A 17,150-nucleotide genomic window follows, 5' to 3' on the forward strand; every position below is an offset into this window, starting at 1 on the left:
CCTCTCATTAAAAAATCTCCAAATTCCATTCTACCATTTCTACAGAAAAAAAATAGAAAAAATGTCGGTTTCCTATTTTTTTCAGCTAGCCGATTGATTCGTTTCGGACAGTAACAAGGCGGGAAAAATGGAATAAAACGTGAGGGAGGTATAAAAAATGAGGAAAGAATATGCGGTTACACCCAATGTTGATGCAGACGGCTGGTTTATTACGGTGGAGAATGTGGCGCCGACAGCTTTGTATACATCTAAAGACGCCGCAATTGAAAAAGCCAAACAGGTGGCAAAAGACAACAGTCCGTCAAAGCTTGTGATTTATGATCAGTTTAACAATGTGGAAGAAGAGCACTCATTCTAATGAAAAACCCCTTCGCTGCAGCGGGGGTTTTTTTCATGGATCGGCTTATTTCATCCACTGGAAGCCTGTGTGCATCATCAGGTCCGCCGCTTTTTGATACAGATCCCACTCCTCAAACGAAGCAAATTTCCCCATCAGCTCCTGAAGTCTTAGCCTCACCGCCATATATTCTTCAAAGGTGTCAGCTTTCTCAATGACTTTTTGGTGTTCATTCAGCATTTGTTTTAATAATGACAACGGTGCCTGCATAAAAACCCTCCTTTCCTCTTTTATAACTGGTATTTATGGATTGCTCCATTCCTTTGTGACATCTTCTTACGTTTCGTATGTGATTCTTGTACAATGGACTGAAGAGAGGAGGGATCATTTGTGAGACCTTTGCAAATTTCTGCTGAAACTGCCCAAAAGCTTGCAGAGTCCTTGAACCTGCCGCTTGAACAGATCATGCATATGCCTCAGCATATTCTGATTGCCAAATTGGCTGAATTGCAGAAAGAAGAAAAACAATCGTAGCATTCGTTCGCATACTTGCCTACATCTTAACGAATTATATTTAGTATATGTTAGAAAAAAGGAGTAACTGCTTTGCCAAAACATAAAAATATCCAATCTTTTTGGCTGATCACCGGCATTATCTTTATCGCCTTTAACTTGAGACCGGCGATCACTTCAGTTGGTCCGGTCATCAGCTCTATCAGGGCAGACCTGCATATGTCTAATGGGACAGCCGGATTTTTAACTGCGCTGCCGCTGCTTTCGTTTGCGGTTCTTTCTCTGCTCGCGCCAAAGTTTGGACAGCGGCTTGGAAATGAACGGACATTATGGCTCGGCCTTCTGATGTTATTGATCGGGATTTTGCTTCGTTCTGCCGGTTTAACTTGGGCCTTATTTGCCGGAACGGCTTTAATCGGTATCGGCATTGCCATCGGAAACGTTCTGCTTCCAAGCTTAATCAAGCATAAATACCCTGAAAAATCAGGAATCATGATCAGCTTATATACGACCTCAATGTGTATATTCGCGGCTTTAGCATCAGGTATCAGCGTACCTCTGGCGGCACAAATGGGAGGCGGATGGAAGCAGGCCTTTCTCTTATGGGGCGGGCTGGCATTACTTGCATTGCTGATCTGGATACCTCAGCTGCGACACCGGGATACGGCAAACAATGCGGTGAAGCTTCAAACCAGTTCCATTTGGGCTTCCAAAACGGCATGGCATGTCACCATCTTTATGGGACTGCAATCATTTTTATTTTACAGCAGCATTGCCTGGTTTCCTGAAATTCTCCGTTCGCACGGCATGGATACGTCTACAGCCGGATGGAAGGTATCACTGATGCAATTTGCAAGTCTGCCTTTCACTTTTCTGACACCTGTTTTAGCCGATCGCATGAAACACCAGCGCGGGATTGCTGCGGGACTGACCGCCGTTTATCTCATCGGGCTGTGCGGATTGCTGGCGGGCGGCAGCCATATCCAGCTCGCCATCTGGATGATCATCATCGGTGTCGGACAAGGCTCCAGTATTAGTCTGGCGCTTACGTTGATTGGTCTCCGCAGTGAAAATGCCCAACAGGCCGCAGCGCTGTCAGGCATGTCTCAGTCATTCGGCTACCTGCTTGCAGCCGTCGGACCCATCTTTGTCGGCTATCTCTTTGACCAAACACATTCATGGACAATGCCGATTATTCTCCTTATTGCGGCCTTAATCGGCATGGGAGCAGCCGGAGTGGGAGCCGGAAGGGATCAATACATTTTTCAGAAAGAGAAACAAAAACAGTCAGCATAAAACTCTTGATCTCGTGAAATAAAAAAGAGGCTTGGATTGATCCAAGCCTCTTTTCTATTAATCTTCTTCTTTCACGTGTACCTTCAACACAGCCTGAACCTCAGGATGCAGCTTCACAGGCACGTTTGTATACCCTAACGCGCGAATGCCGTCTGGCAGGTCAAGCTTCCGCTTATCTACTTTTATGTTATGGTCTTTTTGGAGCTGTTCAGTAATTTGCTTGCTTGTCACAGAACCGAATAAACGGCCGCCTTCACCTGATTTCGCACTGAGCTCAACCGTCAGTTTTTCTAATGTCTCTTTTAAGCTCTTTGCCTGCTCAAGCTCGGCAATCGCTTCTTTTTTCTCTTTCTGCTTTTGTCCGTTCAATGCGCTGATGTTTGTCGGGTTCGCTTCAACCGCGAGGCCTTTTTTAATCAGAAAATTATGCGCGTAACCGTCTGCTACGTTTTTGACTTCGCCTTTTTTTCCTTTGCCTTTTACATCTTTCAAGAAAATAACCTTCATCTCTGTACGCCTCCCTCAAAATACTCATCTATGGCGTTCTTCAGCCGTTCCAGCGCTTCCGTTACTGAAATGCCGGACAACTGAGTCGCCGCATTTGTTAAATGTCCTCCGCCTTCCAGCGCCTCCATGATGATCTGAACATTTACCTCGCCAAGTGACCGCGCACTGATACAAACGGTTTGTTCATCCCGCCTCGCCACCGCAAATGAAGCCTCAACCTCACTCATCGAAAGCAGCGAATCAGCCGCCTGCGCAATCAGTACCTGATCGAAGTATTCCTCCTCATTTTCAGGAAGAGAGGCAATCGCAATGTTCTCTTTATAGAGGGCCGTATGCTGGATCAGCTTCGCCCGTTTAATATAGGAATCAACGGTTTCTTTCAGGAACTTCTGCACAAGCACCGTGTCGGCGCCTTTTGCCCTTAAATAAGAAGCCGCATCGAAAGTCCGCGAGCCCGTGCGGAGAGAAAAGCTCTTTGTATCGACTATTATACCAGCTAATAGGGCTGTTGCTTCAATCATATTGATTTTTAAGCGTTTTGGCTGGTATTCAAGCAGTTCTGTCACCAATTCTGCTGTAGAAGAAGCGTACGGCTCCATATAAACGAGCAGCGGGTCTCTGATAAACTCCTCACCCCTGCGGTGATGGTCGATGACCACGATATGCTCAATTTTATTGACCAGCCGTTCCTCCATGACCAGTGATGGCTTATGTGTATCAACGATCACAAGCAGCGTGTCATCATTGGAAATTTCCATCGCTTCTTCAGGCGTAATAAACCTTGACCACAGCTCTTCGTATTTTTTGATTTCCTCGATTAAACGCTGCACACTTGATCCGATTTGATTGGGATCAATCACGATAAAACCATCTTTGTTATTTGCCTGCGCCACCTTTAAAATTCCGATCGCCGCGCCGATAGAATCCATGTCGGGGAATTTATGCCCCATGATAATCACATTGCTGCTTTCGGAGACGATTTCCTTTAAGGCATGAGAAATGACGCGGGCCCGCACCCTTGTTCGTTTCTCCATCGGATTTGTTTTACCGCCGTAAAACTTCACCTTGCCGTTCGGCAGCTTAATGGCTACTTGGTCGCCGCCGCGCCCCAGTGCCAAGTCCAAGCTGGATTGCGCCAAATCGCCAAGTTCTTTCAGCGAGGAGACTGAAGCCCCGACACCGATACTTAACGTCAGCGCTACACCGTCAAATGAGGTTTTTTCCCGCACCTCATCAAGAATCGAAAACTTCGAATTTTCGAGTTCAGTTAAGATGTGTTCATTAAGCACCGCGATAAATCGTTCTGAAGACGTTCTTTTCAGGAAGATCCCGTACTCCTGCGCCCAAGCGTTCAGCAAAGATGTCACCTGGCTGTTCATCGTGCTTCTTGTCTGATCATCCAGTCCTTGTGTCACATCATCATAGTTATCAAGGAATATGTACGCCAGCACGGTTCTTTCGTTTTCATATAGCTTTTCAATCTGAGTTTGTTCCGTTACATCAAAGAAATACAGCAGACGCTCATCTCGTTTGATGACAACCTTAAACTTGCGGTCATTCAAAGAAACCGTTTCCGACTCCACCTCTTGTTTGATGAGCGGCACAACCGACTCACAAGTATCGTAAAGTGATCTCCCCACTAATGTGCTTTCATTAAAGCAAGAAGAAAGAAACGGATTTGCCCATTCTATATAATATTGGTCATTAAAAAGCATGATGCCGATCGGCATTTCCATCAATGCCTCTTCACCGACTTTTTTCAACCTGTAGGATAACGTAGAAATATAAGCATCAATCTCTTGTCGAATAAGAGAATCAGCGCGTTTAATAAAAAACAAAATAACTGCGAGCAGCAGCACTTCGACGGTTCCTAATATCCAGTTAAAATAAAAGCTGATGAGGATAGTAATGATTGACAGAGCAATCAATGCATAGATGGGATACCTAAACAGCGGTTTTTCATAAAAGCTTGGCATTTCTATCACTCCCCACCATGTGAGTAAAACCTCATGTTCACTTCACCTTATTCCTTATTTGAAAGCCCATATCTAAAACGCCTAAAATGCGAATGGCCGCCATAAACATCGGATCCACAAATCCAAGAATAACTGCAATGACAGCCGCAGCCTTTGGATATTGTTTCTTATGGCAATAGAAAAAGATAAATGATACACCTTGGATAAAAATCAGAAACCCAAGTATAAACTCCCCGTTTAAAGCGATAGAGTACAGCATTTGACCTTTTTCTAAAGGCAAAAATGATAGCATGACAATCATTACATACAGCACTGCAACGCTTTGCGGAAACTTCAACTCTCTAAAAGGCTTTAGATTAGGAATATCGGGGGAAAATCGCCTTATGAGCGGCTTAGCGACAAGATAACTGAGGAAAGAAAAAACAGCTCCTAACACCACAATAGCTGTTGGAAAAAGATATTGAGCGGTACCCAATTGTTCTTTCATCAGTTTCAATTGCTTCTCAAACTGTCCAGCATTGCCCGTCTGCTTCCCAACAGTTTCTACAATATCAAGAGATTGTCGAGATTGTGTCATCGCTTCATCAATGATATTGGTACCCAAAAACTGAATGCTTATCACAATATAGAAGACCATACAAAGCATATAAATAAGAGCGCCCGATATTACAGCGTGCCCGGGTTCTTTCTTTTTGAAGTAGTGCCCCATGGCAATACCAGCGCAGGCTGACATAAAAGCGACAATGAGTCCGTTAAAGGACCCGACAATAAAAACAACTGGAAGACTGACAGTGCCCATCCATATCCCTAACTTCAATCCATGCCTGATCGTATATAGGATCATGGGAAGCGGCAGTGCAAATAACAGAATTGTTCCAACCAAAGGAACATAAACGACCAAAAGCACAATGATTGCAAACAAACTAATTAAAATCGCGCCTTCCATTAATGCTCTCGTTTGTTTCACTTATTCACCTCGTATCATCCCGAACATACGAATAGAAAAGAGCAGCATAAACGACTGCTCTTTTTTCATCGCTGCAACTACTTTGCACCGAATGTTTTTATATCATCTCTACATTTCACTTTAATATTTTAACATAAGTCCAAATCGCAAGTAAAATAACGCTGATGTTTCATGTGAAACATTACAAATGAAAAGACATTCTTTGAAAAGAATGCCTATCACCATTAATGTTTATCATCCATAAAGCCAGAAGATTCCTTGTTTTTCTTTTTTGTTTTTCTGACATACATAAAGACTAAGATGACCAATAAAAGGGTTGTTGCTTGCAGTACACCGCTGCTAAACAAGAAAAAGTTCTTTATCATATCCCACATCATGCTTCACCTCTTTTTACATGTTCTCAACCCGTATCCTATATAAGATGAATTTCCCTTTTTAAAAACTTCAAAACATCATGAACAACATTGAGCGTTGGGCATATGCTGATAAGGAATCTGATTGTTAAAGGAGAATTGCTACATGGATGAACGCAGAACATTGGCTTGGCATGAAACATTAGAAATGCACGAGCTGGTTGCTTTTCAATCAAATGGACTGATAAAGCTGAAGAAAATGATTCGGGAAGTAAGAGACCCTCAGCTCAGAAACCTTTACGGTGTGTCCATTCAAGCCATTGAACAAAATCTAAGGGAGCTTCTTCCATTCTTTCCTCAGGCGCCGCACAGAGATGATGAGGAAGAAGAACGCGCGGATAACCCATTTTACAGCGGCGATTTGCTCGGATTTGCCAAAACATCAGTCCGCAGCTATGCCATTGCAATTACAGAAACAGCGACACCTCAATTACGAAACGTGCTGGTCAAACAGCTGAATGCAGCGATCAGGTGGCACGCACAAATTTTCCAATACATGTATGAGCATGGATACTATCCAGCATACAACCTTTCTGAACTGCTAAGAAATGATGTCAGAAATGCCAACAGAGCCCTTTCAATGCAATAAAACAAGCAGCAAAGGAATTCCCTTTGCTGCTATTTTTGCTGATCCTTCAGCAAGCCGCTCGAACGATAAGATTCCAGGACATCTCTGTTGGATTCTCCCCATTCTTTCATTTGCAACACAATCGGTTCAAGCGTTCGCCCAAATTCCGTCAGAGAGTACTCAACCTTTGGCGGCACCTGGTGGTAAACCTCACGATGCACGATGCCGTCCGCTTCCAGCTCCCGCAGCTGAAGAGTGAGCATTCTTTGGGTGATACTCGGGCAGATTCGGCGAAACTCATTAAATCGTTTCTTGCCATCTATCATGTGATAAAAAAGAATTCCTTTCCACTTTCCGCCAATGACGTCTAGTGTAAATTCAACTGGACAGCCTTCTTTATTCGGGTATATATTGTTTTTTCCACTCATGCTTACCCCTCCAATAGTACCTTTTTTGATACTACATCACATTTCGCAACTAAGCTAGCCAATATTTTACACACCTTTTCTCCTCAGCTCAAAGAAAATGCTTCTTATTCACATCAATTTTTAAGGGTTTGTATGATTACACCCGCAGCAAGACGTGTTAAACTATATAAAGATTAAACTACTTAAAAAAGATAAGGAGCTATCATGGAAAAGATACTTATTTTCGGACACCAAAACCCAGACACAGATACGATTTGTTCTGCGATTGCTTATGCTGATTTGAAAAACAAACTCGGCTTCAATGCTGAGCCGGTCCGTCTTGGACAAGTCAACGGCGAAACACAATACGCGCTTGACTATTTCAAACAAGAAAGCCCGCGTCTTGTTGAAACAGCTGCAAACGAAGTAAACGGCGTTATCCTCGTTGACCATAACGAACGCCAGCAGAGCATCAAGGACATTGAAGATGTTCAGGTTCTTGAAGTAATCGACCACCACCGCATCGCTAACTTTGAAACAGCTGAGCCGCTCTATTACCGTGCTGAGCCTGTAGGCTGTACGGCTACAATCTTAAACAAAATGTACAAAGAAAATAATGTGAAAATCGAGAAAGAAATTGCTGGCCTAATGCTGTCTGCAATCATTTCAGACTCACTGTTATTCAAATCTCCAACTTGCACAGACCAAGACGTAGCGGCAGCAAAAGAGCTTGCTGAAATCGCAGGCGTAAATGCTGAAGAGTACGGCTTGAACATGCTGAAGGCTGGCGCTGATTTAAGCAAAAAAACAGTGGAAGAGCTGATTTCTCTTGATGCGAAGGAATTCACACTCGGCAGCAAAAAAGTGGAAATCGCACAAGTGAATACAGTAGACATTGAAGATGTAAAAAAACGCCAAGCTGAATTAGAAGCTGCGATTTCTAACGTTGTGGCTAAGAAGAACCTAGACCTGTTCCTTCTTGTCATCACAGACATTTTAGAAAATGATTCACTTGCCCTTGCAATCGGCAACGAAGCAGCGAAAGTGGAAAAAGCATTCAACGTTACATTAGAAAACAACACAGCCCTCTTAAAAGGTGTTGTTTCTCGTAAAAAACAAGTCGTTCCTGTCCTGACAGACGCAATGGCTGAATAAGAAAAAGCATCCCGCACAGGGATGCTTTTTCTTATTCACTCCGCTTTTCAATCTGTCCCATCACATCAGTAAGCTTTGTGTTTTGAACAAGGCCTGACTGCCCCCACTCTTCAAGTAATGCCTTTTCCTCACAAATTCACGCTTCACCCACTTTTTCAGCTTAGGCATCGTTTGATAAAAACGAAAAAACGCCACCGATTTGGCAAAGGTCTCGCTAAATTTACATTGCCAGCAAAGCCGAGGGCATCTTGTGCCGTAATGACAACTTTACTGTGAAAGCTGCTCCCCTTTGGAGTATCCCTTTTGTTCTAAAACATCGTGCTTTCCCGGTCAGATTCCTGCCTTCCGTTTACGCTAAAGTACACTGTGGTATGTAAAATTTGAATGGTATTTCCATCAGGAGATCATGCTATAAAAGAGGAGGTTTTCATTATGAGTCAAGAGCGGGTGAAACGGCCTGGACATACGAGATGGTACATCTCTTCATTACTCAGCGGCATTATTGTTCTTAATTATTTTGACCGTGTCGCCATCTCAGTGGCCGCCCCTGCGATACAAGATTCGTTTCACCTTACAGCAACCGAACTGGGCATCGTGTTTTCCATTTACACGTATTCCTATACAGTGATGCAGCTGCCAGTCGGAAGTTTGCTGGATCGGTTTGGCGTGGCCTGGGTCACGAGGGTCGGAATGACAATATGGAGCTTTTTAACCATTCTTCTTGCTTTTTTGCAAGGGAAATTACTGTTGTATCTGTTCCGTTTTCTCATTGGACTGTCGAGCGCCTCAGCGTTCCCTGCCGCCTCTAAGGCAACCGCTCAATGGTTTCCTCCAAGTGAGCGGGGATTGGCAAACTCACTGTTTGACTCAGCCGCCAAGTTTTCAAACGTGCTCGGTGCGCCATTGGTCGCCTTTCTTGTCACCACTTTTGATTGGCGTGTCGCTTTTTTGACGATTGGATGCATCAATGTGCTGTTTACGATCTTTTTCTGGCAGTATTATGAGCAGCCTGAACGGCATAAACGCATTTCCAAAAGCGAACTAAACTATATTCAAAAGCACAATGCGATCACAACAGAGCAAATCCCTTACAAAACAGGGCCGCTTTTAAAGAAGCTTTTCACCAACCGGAAAGTATGGGGCTTAATGATCGGATTTACAGGATACGGCTATACATTCAACCTGCTGCTGACCTGGCTTCCGACTTTCTTTAAACATACATATGGAATGGATCTCATGTCGTCCGGTTTATTTACAGCCGTGCCATGGCTGATCTCAACCATTTCCGGAATCGCGGTCGGCGGCTGGCTCGTTGATTACTTTATTAAGAAAGGCTATTCCAACACCAAGGTGTACCGAACCGTGATCATTGTCGGAATGAGCTTTGGCTTTTTCTTTTTAGGCTCCATTCTGACGAATAATATCACCGTTGCGATTATCTGTATTTCAATCGGCCTCGCCGGTATTTCCGCAACCGCTCCAGTCGGCTGGTCCATCTCCGCAGAGCTGGCGCCGATCGGTTCCGTGTCCATGCTGAGTTCCATGGTAAACCTGGCAAACAACCTGTTCGGAGGCATTATTGCCGCTTCACTGACGGGGTATTTATTTGATATGACAGGCTCCTTTACACTCAGCTTTCTGGTAGCCGGTTTTGTGCTGCTGCTCGGATTGGTTTTTTACGTGTTTGTATTGGGGGAAGTCAAACGGATTAAGCTATAGAACTTGAAAAAGAGCTGCCAAATGGCAGCTCTTCCATTACATCAAAGAATCGGGCCCGTCCCCGTGTATCTCCTCTTCACCCTGTTCCTCAATATCAATCCCCGAAGCAAGCATTTCTTGCTCTATGTTTTCCAGCACCTGATCGTTTTTTCCTTGAAGAACGCCTTCATAATGAAAAGCATCCTGGATGCCGTTTTCCTCTATGGTCGCTAAAATATCGTGGATGTCATTATGGTCTCCTGAAATGGAGCCGAATCCTTGGTTTTGTTTTTTATAATTCACAAAACCGCTGGGGAGGTTGTTTCCGAGATTCACACACGATGCGCCTTCAACCGTCCCAATAGAGATGGAGCCAATAAAAAAAGAGGGAGAAAACCGTTTCACGTCAAACACCCTTTCCCTGATTGATGGTATACGGCACTGGCTTTCCATCTATTTTAACCTCTATATCATCCTTTTTTGTTTTCTCACCTCGTGACTGTGATTCAACTTTCGGCCGAACATGAGGAGAGAATACGTTGCCAAGATTCAGCATCCCGCTTAGCTCCTGTATATCCAGGTGATCGAGATGAAAGGCTAGATCGTCTAAATGTAACTTCTCTACATTCAAATCCTGTACATCCATTTTCACAAAAATAGGAGGGCGGCGTTCTTCCTGGGAAGATTGTTCAAGCATATCCACTTTTTGCGCTAATTTTTCAAGCTTTTTTAGGATCTCTTCTATGTTCATATACGCCATCCCTTTTTAAAAACTCTTCTCTACAGCTCCCACATTTCCTTTGATTTTATTCTGCTTTCCCTTTATGGCGCCAAAGCCTTCATTGATAAAGGTTTCACTTTTTCTGCCTTTTTGAACATTTGTTCCGACAAAAAGACCCGAAGAATTTTGCAGATGGTTCACTCGCAAAGATCCGTATTTAATTGAGGTCATTGCTCTTCTCCTTTTTCATACGTGCGGAATGGAATGGTGACCGTTAAGATTCCGCTTTTCAATTCTGCATGAATCCGATGCAGATCATACTCTTCGGGAATGAATATCTCCCGTTTGAAGGGGCCATAAAACCGTTCGCTGGCGATCAGCTCTTGTTCTTCTTCCGGCGGCTGGGGTCGAATCTTTCCTTCGATTATGAGTGTGCGATTCTTTTGATTAATTGACATATCCTCTGCACTTGCACCAGCCGCATCAATGGTTATGTCCAATCTGCGGTTTGTTTTTATGATATCGGCTCTCGGTTCGACAAAGGGAGCAATTTCGCGCAGCAGCTCAGCGAAATCCTTTCCCATCATTTCTTTTACATGGGGATAAAATTGAGATTTTGGCATAAATAAAAAACCCCCTGCACATAGCCATACATGTTTAGAATCTATAATTATGCTTATGTGCTTTTTATGGAGGTATGCTAAAAGAAAAATATTCCCTTTTAAAGTGTTTGATTTTGTACACTTGGCGATATATTTTGGTTATTCATGTTGCCGTCTATGCCGTCAGGGTCAATAACTGTGGAAACGTTCCCTTGATTCAGCACATTTCCTGCGAAGAAGCCGATTCCGTTATTTACTTTACGATGCGCAGCCCAGCCTGGGAGCTGATTTTCTCCAATCGCGATGGCTGTATTTGTCTGCTGGGAATTCACATTGATTGCACCGAGTGTAAAACCGATAGCCAAACAAATCCTCCTCCTTTTCAAACCAAGGCAGCCCTTTAAAAATAATCATTTATTTGACAGTCATTTTCGTCGTTATCAATCACGAAAGACGAGTTTTGCGTGTTTTGAATGGTGCCTAATAACCTTCCCTGGCCGGACGTTCGCTTACTATGTGCACTCCAGCCGGTAAGTTCGTTTTCGCCGACTGAAATGGCAGCACATGTATCCAGAACGTTAATATTAATTTCCCCAACATCAATATCATTCTGATTTTCTCCCGAGTTCCCTTCAAATGAAATCCTGTTTTCATGATGAATCGGCGTGTCTACCTCATCGTTATCTGTCACATAGCTAAAATTATGAGACACCTGGGAGTTAGTCATTGATCCGAGTCCGTAATTGTTTTTCCGGTGCGAAGACCAACTATGCGCATAATTGGTTCCGATAAATATTCCTGAGGAGGTATCAATTGAAATCACACTAATATTGTTCACTTGAACCTGGTTTACTGCTTGTCGATGATTCAATCTTATTCAGTCCTTGATATGTCTTTTCAGTCCATTGCTTTACAATATGTTCTGACTCGGTTAATGGTTCGGGTTCTTTTACAAGCTGTATCAGCCTTAGAAATTGCCTGGACGCTAAACATCAATCAAATCCGTACCATATGAATTATCGACTGCACAAAGCCACTGCCCCTGCACGTTCTTTCTAAACACATAGGTCGCCCTTCTTTCCATCGCATACTCAGAGTCCTTTTTATCCGAATCAAGCAGTGTCTGATAAAGGACGAGTACAGTGTCACCTGATTCCAAAAGAATCATTTCCCCTTGTGTTGGGGCAATATGATGATCGAAATAGTTCGCGATCGCGATAAACGCTCTTTTGATTTCTTCTTTGCCTCGCGCAATCTTGCCTGGCTTCACTACTAAAATGGCATCTTCCGTGTAGTAATTCATCAGTGTGTCAAAATCTTCATTTTGGATTGCCAAGTCATACGCAGAGATGATGTCTTTCAGTTGCTGTTCCAAATGAATTCCCCCAATCATCATGATTGGATATATTATACAATGTTTGACACGCTGAAATCGTAAAAATAAAAGGAAAAGGATTCCTGTTTCCTATATAATAAAATAGATATATTTAACAAAGTAAAAAGTGAAGGGGTGGACAATTTTGTCTGCGAAAGTAACGTTACATGACCATATACATCATGATTTAAGCGCGGATTGCCAGCATTGTTTTGGCCTGTGCTGTGTCGCCTTGCCTTATGCGAAGTCGGCGGATTTTGCTTTTGACAAAGACGGGGGCACGCCTTGCCGCAACTTACAATCAAACTATCAATGTTCGATCCATAAAAATCTCAGAGAAAAAGGATTTCGAGGCTGCTCTGCATATGAATGCTTTGGCGCCGGACAGAAAGTATCCCAAATCACTTATGGGGGAAAGGATTGGCGAAACAGCCCGGAAACGGCCAACGAGATGTTTGGCGTTTTTCCTATCATGCAGCAGTTGCACGAAATGCTCTGGTATTTACATGAAGCTCTTTCTATAGATATAGCCAAGCCGATTCATCCTGAACTGAGAACCAGTTTCGAAAAAATAGAAAGGCTCACCAGACTCAGCAAAGAACGCCTGCTGACACTGCAGGTGGACGAGCATCGAGCTGAGGTCAATGAATGGCTGTTAAAAACGAGTGAACTGGTGCGTGCCCAAGCCCGCCATCCAAAACTCCCGAAAAAGGTCAGCCGGGGAAGTGTCCTGATCGGCGCGAAACTGAAAGGGCTTGATCTGCGAGGAGCAAATCTAAGAGGGGCGCTGCTCATAGCCGCCGATCTGAGAAATGCCGATTTGAGAATGACAGACTTTATCGGTGCAGATATGAGAGACGCTGATCTCAGCGGCGCCGACCTAACCGGGAGCATCTTTCTGACACAGGCACAGGTGAACGCCGCCAACGGCGATTCGAACACAAAGCTGCCGCCGTCTTTACGAATCCCTGCCCATTGGAAATAAAAAAGGACCCGCTTACGGTCCTTTTTTGCAGTCATCAATTGAATCCTTTTTTGTTCCTTTTTCCGGCACTTTCGCACTTCTACTTGCCAAGTATCCCGACAGCCATAACGCAACCAGCAGCATGAAGGTGATCATGCCGACGACACCCAGCCAGTGAAAAGCAGACCAGAAAAGCCCGCCGACCGTTCCGCAAACACTTGAACCGGCGTAATAAAAGAACAAATACAGCGACGACGCCTGCGCTTTGTTGTGCAGAGCTCTCCTTCCCACCCAGCTGCTGGCGACTGAGTGGCCGCCGAAGAAGCCGAATGTAAAGAGCGCAATCCCCAAAATTTTCACTGCTAATATACTGTTTATCGTTAATAAAGCACCCGTGACAACAATGCATATATTCATCACCAGTATTTTCGGGTAGCCATATTGATCAACCATTCTTCCAATGAAGGACGAACTGAAAATCCCTACAATCATCACAATAAAAATCCAGCTGGCAAACGCTTTATTAAACGAATACGGCGGTCCCAACAGCACATACGCAATGTAGTTAAACAATGCCACATTGCTTCCGAGCAGCAAAAAACCAATGAGGAACAAGCTTAATAGTTTCCGATCCTTCAAGTGGCTGATGAGAGACAATCCCAATTGTCCGAACTCCAATTTTCTCGGCGTGAAATGCCTGGATGGAGGCAAATTCATAAAAAAGATCATGCTTGCGATCAAACTAATCACACCAATTGACCCCATCGCCATATGCCAAGTAAAGTATTCACTCAGAAGTCCTGACACGATCCTTCCAAAAACGGCGCCAATCGCGTTTCCACTGATATACAGACCCATCGCTGATCCAAGGCTTCCAGGTTCAATTTCTTCTCCGAGATAAGCCATCGCAATCGAAGGAAGGCCGGCGAGCGCAATCCCTTGAATGGTTCTTAATACGAGCAGCGTATGAAAGTTCGGGCTGAAGGCCGACGCCAAACAGAGAACGGATGCGGCCAGCATCGATATAGCCATAATCGGCTTGCGCCCCCATACCTCTGACAACGAACCAAAAACGAGCATGCTGACAGCTAACAGCATTGTGGTAACAGATAAAGAAAGACTCGCCGCAGTAGGTGTCACATGAAATTCCCGCGTGAATTCCTCCATGAGCGGCTGCACGCAATAAAGAATTGCAAATGTATTAAAACCCGCGGCAAAGAAAGCAAACGTAATTTTACGAAAAACCGGTGTGCCTTTTTGAATGTATGTCATCGGGACTTCATCGGCCCCTCCGCATGTTGTTGAGCACTGCGATTCATAAACAACCATCCTTTATTTCCAATGAATTCAAACATTCTCGAGTCTGTTTATACATTTATCTTAGCATCGTTAATATATGTTGTATAATGCATATAAAATATGCTTTTCATGCTTATATGTAATAAAGGAGGGATGATGCTTGGAATGGGAGCAGCTTGAATATTTTCAAACACTGGCCCGGATGCAGCACGTGACAAAAGCGGCAAAAAGCCTCTCCATCACTCAGCCCGCGCTTTCACGCTCAATCGCCAGACTGGAGAACCACTTAGGCGTCCCGCTATTCGACAGACAGGGACGATCTATTACCTTAAATAAATACGGGTACATCTTTTTGCGGCGTGTTCAGGCGATGATGAAGGAGTACACCGAAGGAAAAGAGGAAATCCAAGCCTTATTAAAGCCAGACCAAGGGGAGGTGTCTTTCGGTTTTTTACATACATTAGGGACAACGCTCGTGCCCGACCTCATCGGCTCCTTTCAGCAGGATTATCCCAACATTTCCTTCCAGCTGAAGCAAAACCATTCTTATTGGCTGCTCGAACGATTAAAGTCCGGGGATCTGGACCTCTGTCTCCTCGCTTCCATCAAGCCTGAAAAAACGATCCAATGGATCAGGCTGTGGAGTGAAGAACTATTTGTATTTGTACCAAACGATCACCCGTTAGCTAATCGTGAAAGCATTACCCTGAGTGAGATTGCCGATGAGCGTTTTATTTTATTGAAAAAAGGCTACGCGCTTCGAATGACGGTCGATGAGCTGTTTGAGAAAGCCGATATACAGCCGAACATTATGTTTGAAGGGGAAGAAGCCGCCACTGCGGCAGGTTTTGTGGCGGCCGGACTGGGCATATCCATTTTGCCTGATCTAAAAGGCTTAGACCAAAGCAAAATCACAAAAATTCGTGTCACCTGGCCGGAATGTCAGCGTGTCATCGGCATCGCCTGGATAAAAGGCCGTTTTTTATCGCCGGTTGCCGAGACCTTTAAACAGTATGTCATCAGCCATTTTTCTGAGTAAGGGAGGATCATATCGTGAATGTGAAAAGAATAACGTCAGAACATGATTTACATATCGCATTTGAAATCAGAAAAGCTGTATTTGTTGAGGAACAAGGCTGTCCCGTTTCCGATGAATTCGATGAGTTCGATACACTCTGTGGAGATTGCCGGCACATCTTGGTTTATCATGAGAATGAACCCGTTGGCACAGCCCGTGTCCGTATCGTTGATCACGTGGGTAAATTGGAAAGAATCTGCATTCTGAAGCCTTATCGCAAGTTCGGGCTGGGCAAAGTAATAGTCGATTCGTTAGAACGCATTGTGAAAGAACAAAGCATTTCTGCCTTCAAACTGTACGGCCAGACACAGGCGGCAGGCTTTTATGAAAAGCTCGGCTATCAGACAGCATCAGATGAATTTATGCTGGATGGCATTCCCCACGTGCTGATGACAAAGGAAGATAGCCGGTAAATCGTTCACAAATGTATGACCGTAAGCAGTTGATTGGTATACGAATCAACGATGAGTGAAGGATTGCTTGTATGCCAGCGAAGTTTTCATTCCTTATTCTGTCATACTTCTATTGGTCCCTATACCTTATCACATAGTTTTTATACAACTCTTCGTTATAAAGAATCTCTTCACCATGTGAAGAGCAAATGAGCGCTGGTTTGATTTGATCTATGATTGCGCCGCTGTCGATGTTCTCATTCATATCCACGCTGAATCTTCTGATAGGCGGGTGTAAATCCTTCTTACTTGTGATAAAAAGATCTCCTGTTAAAAGGGTATGATCCATTTCATGATGATACACGACGTGCCCCGGGGAATGTCCGGGTGTTAAATCGTATTGCAAAGGCAAATGAGCCAGCGTTTGCTCCGTCAGCGGCTGGACGACATAGGCAACCCCTGTGTTCTCCACTTCACTTTTGTTCGGATAAGGCACTTCCCCATTGATATACTTTAGTTCTTTTTGATGCGCAAAAATCGGAATATCAAATCGCTCTAACCACTTTGACGCACCGCCGATATGATCGCTGTGGCCATGGGTAAGCAAAATGGCTTTTGGATTGCCGATCGCTAACGCTGCCCTCATTTGAACATCAGCAAACCGCTCTATTCCAGTATCAATGATATAAACATCATCACTATCTTTAATAAACCAAGTATGAACCGGGATACGAAGAGGCACATCAAGTTCAAATTCACATTGAAAGACATGTTCTGATAGCTGTCTCAAGTTCATCCAAGCCACTCCCTTTGGAAATTTTTTGATATCCTCACTGTATTACAAATCAATTAAATATGTAACGGCGCACATTTTTGCAACTT

At 44.0% G+C, this 17,150-nt stretch carries 23 protein-coding genes and 1 pseudogene; 9 read left to right on the forward strand and 15 right to left on the reverse strand.

What is annotated here, in order from left to right:
- Positions 1 to 157 precede the first annotated feature (157 nt).
- Complete coding sequence (locus tag V756_RS0102890) at positions 158 to 358, forward strand: DUF2188 domain-containing protein (protein WP_024713337.1); 201 nt, start codon at positions 158 to 160, stop codon at positions 356 to 358.
- A gap of 45 nt (positions 359 to 403) precedes the next feature.
- On the opposite strand, the gene V756_RS0102895 is transcribed toward V756_RS0102890, so the two are convergent.
- Positions 404 to 607: a hypothetical protein gene (locus tag V756_RS0102895; protein WP_024713338.1), complete on the reverse strand. Its 204-nt coding sequence runs from the start codon at positions 605 to 607 to the stop codon at positions 404 to 406.
- A gap of 120 nt (positions 608 to 727) precedes the next feature.
- Here V756_RS0102895 and V756_RS01000000121755 point away from each other — a divergent pair, with 120 nt between their 5' ends.
- Together V756_RS01000000121755 and V756_RS0102905 are read left to right on the forward strand one after the other, a co-directional pair.
- Positions 728 to 871, forward strand: a complete 144-nt coding sequence (locus V756_RS01000000121755; protein ID WP_032681630.1) for a YycC family protein — start codon at positions 728 to 730, stop codon at positions 869 to 871.
- A 72-nt stretch (positions 872 to 943) separates the two neighbouring features.
- A complete protein-coding gene (locus V756_RS0102905; protein ID WP_024713339.1) occupies positions 944 to 2,146 on the forward strand; it encodes a CynX/NimT family MFS transporter in 1,203 nt (400 codons plus the stop codon).
- Positions 2,147 to 2,203: 57 nt separating this feature from the next.
- On the opposite strand, the gene rplI is transcribed toward V756_RS0102905, so the two are convergent.
- From rplI to V756_RS0102925, 4 genes are all read right to left on the reverse strand, one after another.
- Positions 2,204 to 2,653, reverse strand: coding sequence for a 50S ribosomal protein L9 (gene rplI / locus V756_RS0102910; RefSeq protein WP_024713340.1), 450 nt, complete (start codon positions 2,651 to 2,653; stop codon positions 2,204 to 2,206).
- A complete protein-coding gene (gene gdpP, locus V756_RS0102915) occupies positions 2,650 to 4,629 on the reverse strand; it encodes a cyclic-di-AMP phosphodiesterase GdpP (RefSeq protein ID WP_024713341.1) in 1,980 nt (659 codons plus the stop codon). Before gdpP ends, rplI begins: the two co-directional genes overlap by 4 nt.
- 37 nt (positions 4,630 to 4,666) lie before the next feature.
- Positions 4,667 to 5,596, reverse strand: coding sequence for a YybS family protein (locus V756_RS0102920; protein WP_024713342.1), 930 nt, complete (start codon positions 5,594 to 5,596; stop codon positions 4,667 to 4,669).
- A 224-nt stretch (positions 5,597 to 5,820) separates the two neighbouring features.
- A complete protein-coding gene (locus V756_RS0102925; RefSeq protein WP_024713343.1) occupies positions 5,821 to 5,970 on the reverse strand; it encodes a hypothetical protein in 150 nt (49 codons plus the stop codon).
- Positions 5,971 to 6,115: 145 nt separating this feature from the next.
- Here V756_RS0102925 and V756_RS0102930 point away from each other — a divergent pair, with 145 nt between their 5' ends.
- Positions 6,116 to 6,598 carry a spore coat protein gene (locus V756_RS0102930; RefSeq protein WP_024713344.1) on the forward strand — a complete coding sequence of 161 codons (483 nt, stop codon included), beginning with the start codon at positions 6,116 to 6,118 and terminating at the stop codon, positions 6,596 to 6,598.
- A 29-nt stretch (positions 6,599 to 6,627) separates the two neighbouring features.
- On the opposite strand, the gene hypR is transcribed toward V756_RS0102930, so the two are convergent.
- Positions 6,628 to 7,005, reverse strand: coding sequence for a transcriptional regulator HypR (gene hypR / locus V756_RS0102935; protein WP_024713345.1), 378 nt, complete (start codon positions 7,003 to 7,005; stop codon positions 6,628 to 6,630).
- Positions 7,006 to 7,209: 204 nt separating this feature from the next.
- Between hypR and V756_RS0102940 the strand changes: the two genes are divergently transcribed.
- Positions 7,210 to 8,139 (forward strand): manganese-dependent inorganic pyrophosphatase, encoded by a 930-nt coding sequence (locus V756_RS0102940; protein WP_024713346.1) that lies wholly within the window; start codon positions 7,210 to 7,212, stop codon positions 8,137 to 8,139.
- A 411-nt stretch (positions 8,140 to 8,550) separates the two neighbouring features.
- Entirely contained in the window at positions 8,551 to 9,858 is a 1,308-nt protein-coding gene (locus tag V756_RS0102945; RefSeq protein ID WP_024713347.1) for an MFS transporter, read from the forward strand.
- Positions 9,859 to 9,894: 36 nt separating this feature from the next.
- Here the strand turns inward: V756_RS0102945 and V756_RS0102950 are convergent, their stop codons facing one another.
- The 7 genes from V756_RS0102950 to V756_RS0102980 all read right to left on the reverse strand — a co-directional run bounded on the left by V756_RS0102950 (position 9,895) and on the right by V756_RS0102980 (position 12,535).
- The gene (locus V756_RS0102950; RefSeq protein WP_240939705.1) at positions 9,895 to 10,242 is read right to left on the reverse strand and encodes a hypothetical protein; all 348 of its coding nucleotides are present in this window, start codon (positions 10,240 to 10,242) and stop codon (positions 9,895 to 9,897) included.
- 1 nt (position 10,243) lies between these two features.
- Positions 10,244 to 10,588 (reverse strand): hypothetical protein, encoded by a 345-nt coding sequence (locus V756_RS0102955; protein WP_024713349.1) that lies wholly within the window; start codon positions 10,586 to 10,588, stop codon positions 10,244 to 10,246.
- Between the two features lie 15 nt (positions 10,589 to 10,603).
- Complete coding sequence (locus V756_RS0102960) at positions 10,604 to 10,789, reverse strand: hypothetical protein (RefSeq protein WP_024713350.1); 186 nt, start codon at positions 10,787 to 10,789, stop codon at positions 10,604 to 10,606.
- Positions 10,786 to 11,181: an Hsp20/alpha crystallin family protein gene (locus V756_RS0102965; protein ID WP_024713351.1), complete on the reverse strand. Its 396-nt coding sequence runs from the start codon at positions 11,179 to 11,181 to the stop codon at positions 10,786 to 10,788. Before V756_RS0102965 ends, V756_RS0102960 begins: the two co-directional genes overlap by 4 nt.
- A 98-nt stretch (positions 11,182 to 11,279) precedes the next feature.
- The gene (locus V756_RS0102970; protein WP_024713352.1) at positions 11,280 to 11,525 is read right to left on the reverse strand and encodes a hypothetical protein; all 246 of its coding nucleotides are present in this window, start codon (positions 11,523 to 11,525) and stop codon (positions 11,280 to 11,282) included.
- A gap of 35 nt (positions 11,526 to 11,560) precedes the next feature.
- A complete protein-coding gene (locus tag V756_RS1000000123815) occupies positions 11,561 to 12,031 on the reverse strand; it encodes a hypothetical protein (protein WP_142675256.1) in 471 nt (156 codons plus the stop codon).
- Between the two features lie 114 nt (positions 12,032 to 12,145).
- A complete protein-coding gene (locus tag V756_RS0102980; RefSeq protein WP_024713354.1) occupies positions 12,146 to 12,535 on the reverse strand; it encodes a YybH family protein in 390 nt (129 codons plus the stop codon).
- Positions 12,536 to 12,680: 145 nt separating this feature from the next.
- Between V756_RS0102980 and V756_RS0102985 the strand changes: the two genes are divergently transcribed.
- A complete protein-coding gene (locus tag V756_RS0102985; RefSeq protein ID WP_024713355.1) occupies positions 12,681 to 13,520 on the forward strand; it encodes a pentapeptide repeat-containing protein in 840 nt (279 codons plus the stop codon).
- A gap of 34 nt (positions 13,521 to 13,554) precedes the next feature.
- On the opposite strand, the pseudogene V756_RS0102990 reads toward V756_RS0102985, so the two are convergent.
- Positions 13,555 to 14,771 (reverse strand): annotated as a pseudogene (locus tag V756_RS0102990) (MFS transporter).
- Between the two features lie 187 nt (positions 14,772 to 14,958).
- Between V756_RS0102990 and V756_RS0102995 the strand changes: the two are divergent.
- Positions 14,959 to 15,837: a LysR family transcriptional regulator gene (locus V756_RS0102995; protein ID WP_024713357.1), complete on the forward strand. Its 879-nt coding sequence runs from the start codon at positions 14,959 to 14,961 to the stop codon at positions 15,835 to 15,837.
- A 14-nt stretch (positions 15,838 to 15,851) separates the two neighbouring features.
- A complete protein-coding gene (locus tag V756_RS0103000) occupies positions 15,852 to 16,289 on the forward strand; it encodes a GNAT family N-acetyltransferase (protein ID WP_024713358.1) in 438 nt (145 codons plus the stop codon).
- A 109-nt stretch (positions 16,290 to 16,398) separates the two neighbouring features.
- Here the strand turns inward: V756_RS0103000 and V756_RS0103005 are convergent, their stop codons facing one another.
- Positions 16,399 to 17,064, reverse strand: a complete 666-nt coding sequence (locus V756_RS0103005) for an MBL fold metallo-hydrolase (RefSeq protein ID WP_024713359.1) — start codon at positions 17,062 to 17,064, stop codon at positions 16,399 to 16,401.
- Positions 17,065 to 17,150: the final 86 nt, after the last annotated feature.

The organism is Bacillus tequilensis KCTC 13622 (genome assembly GCF_000507145.1).
GTDB classification, from domain to species: Bacteria; Bacillota; Bacilli; order Bacillales; family Bacillaceae; genus Bacillus; species Bacillus tequilensis.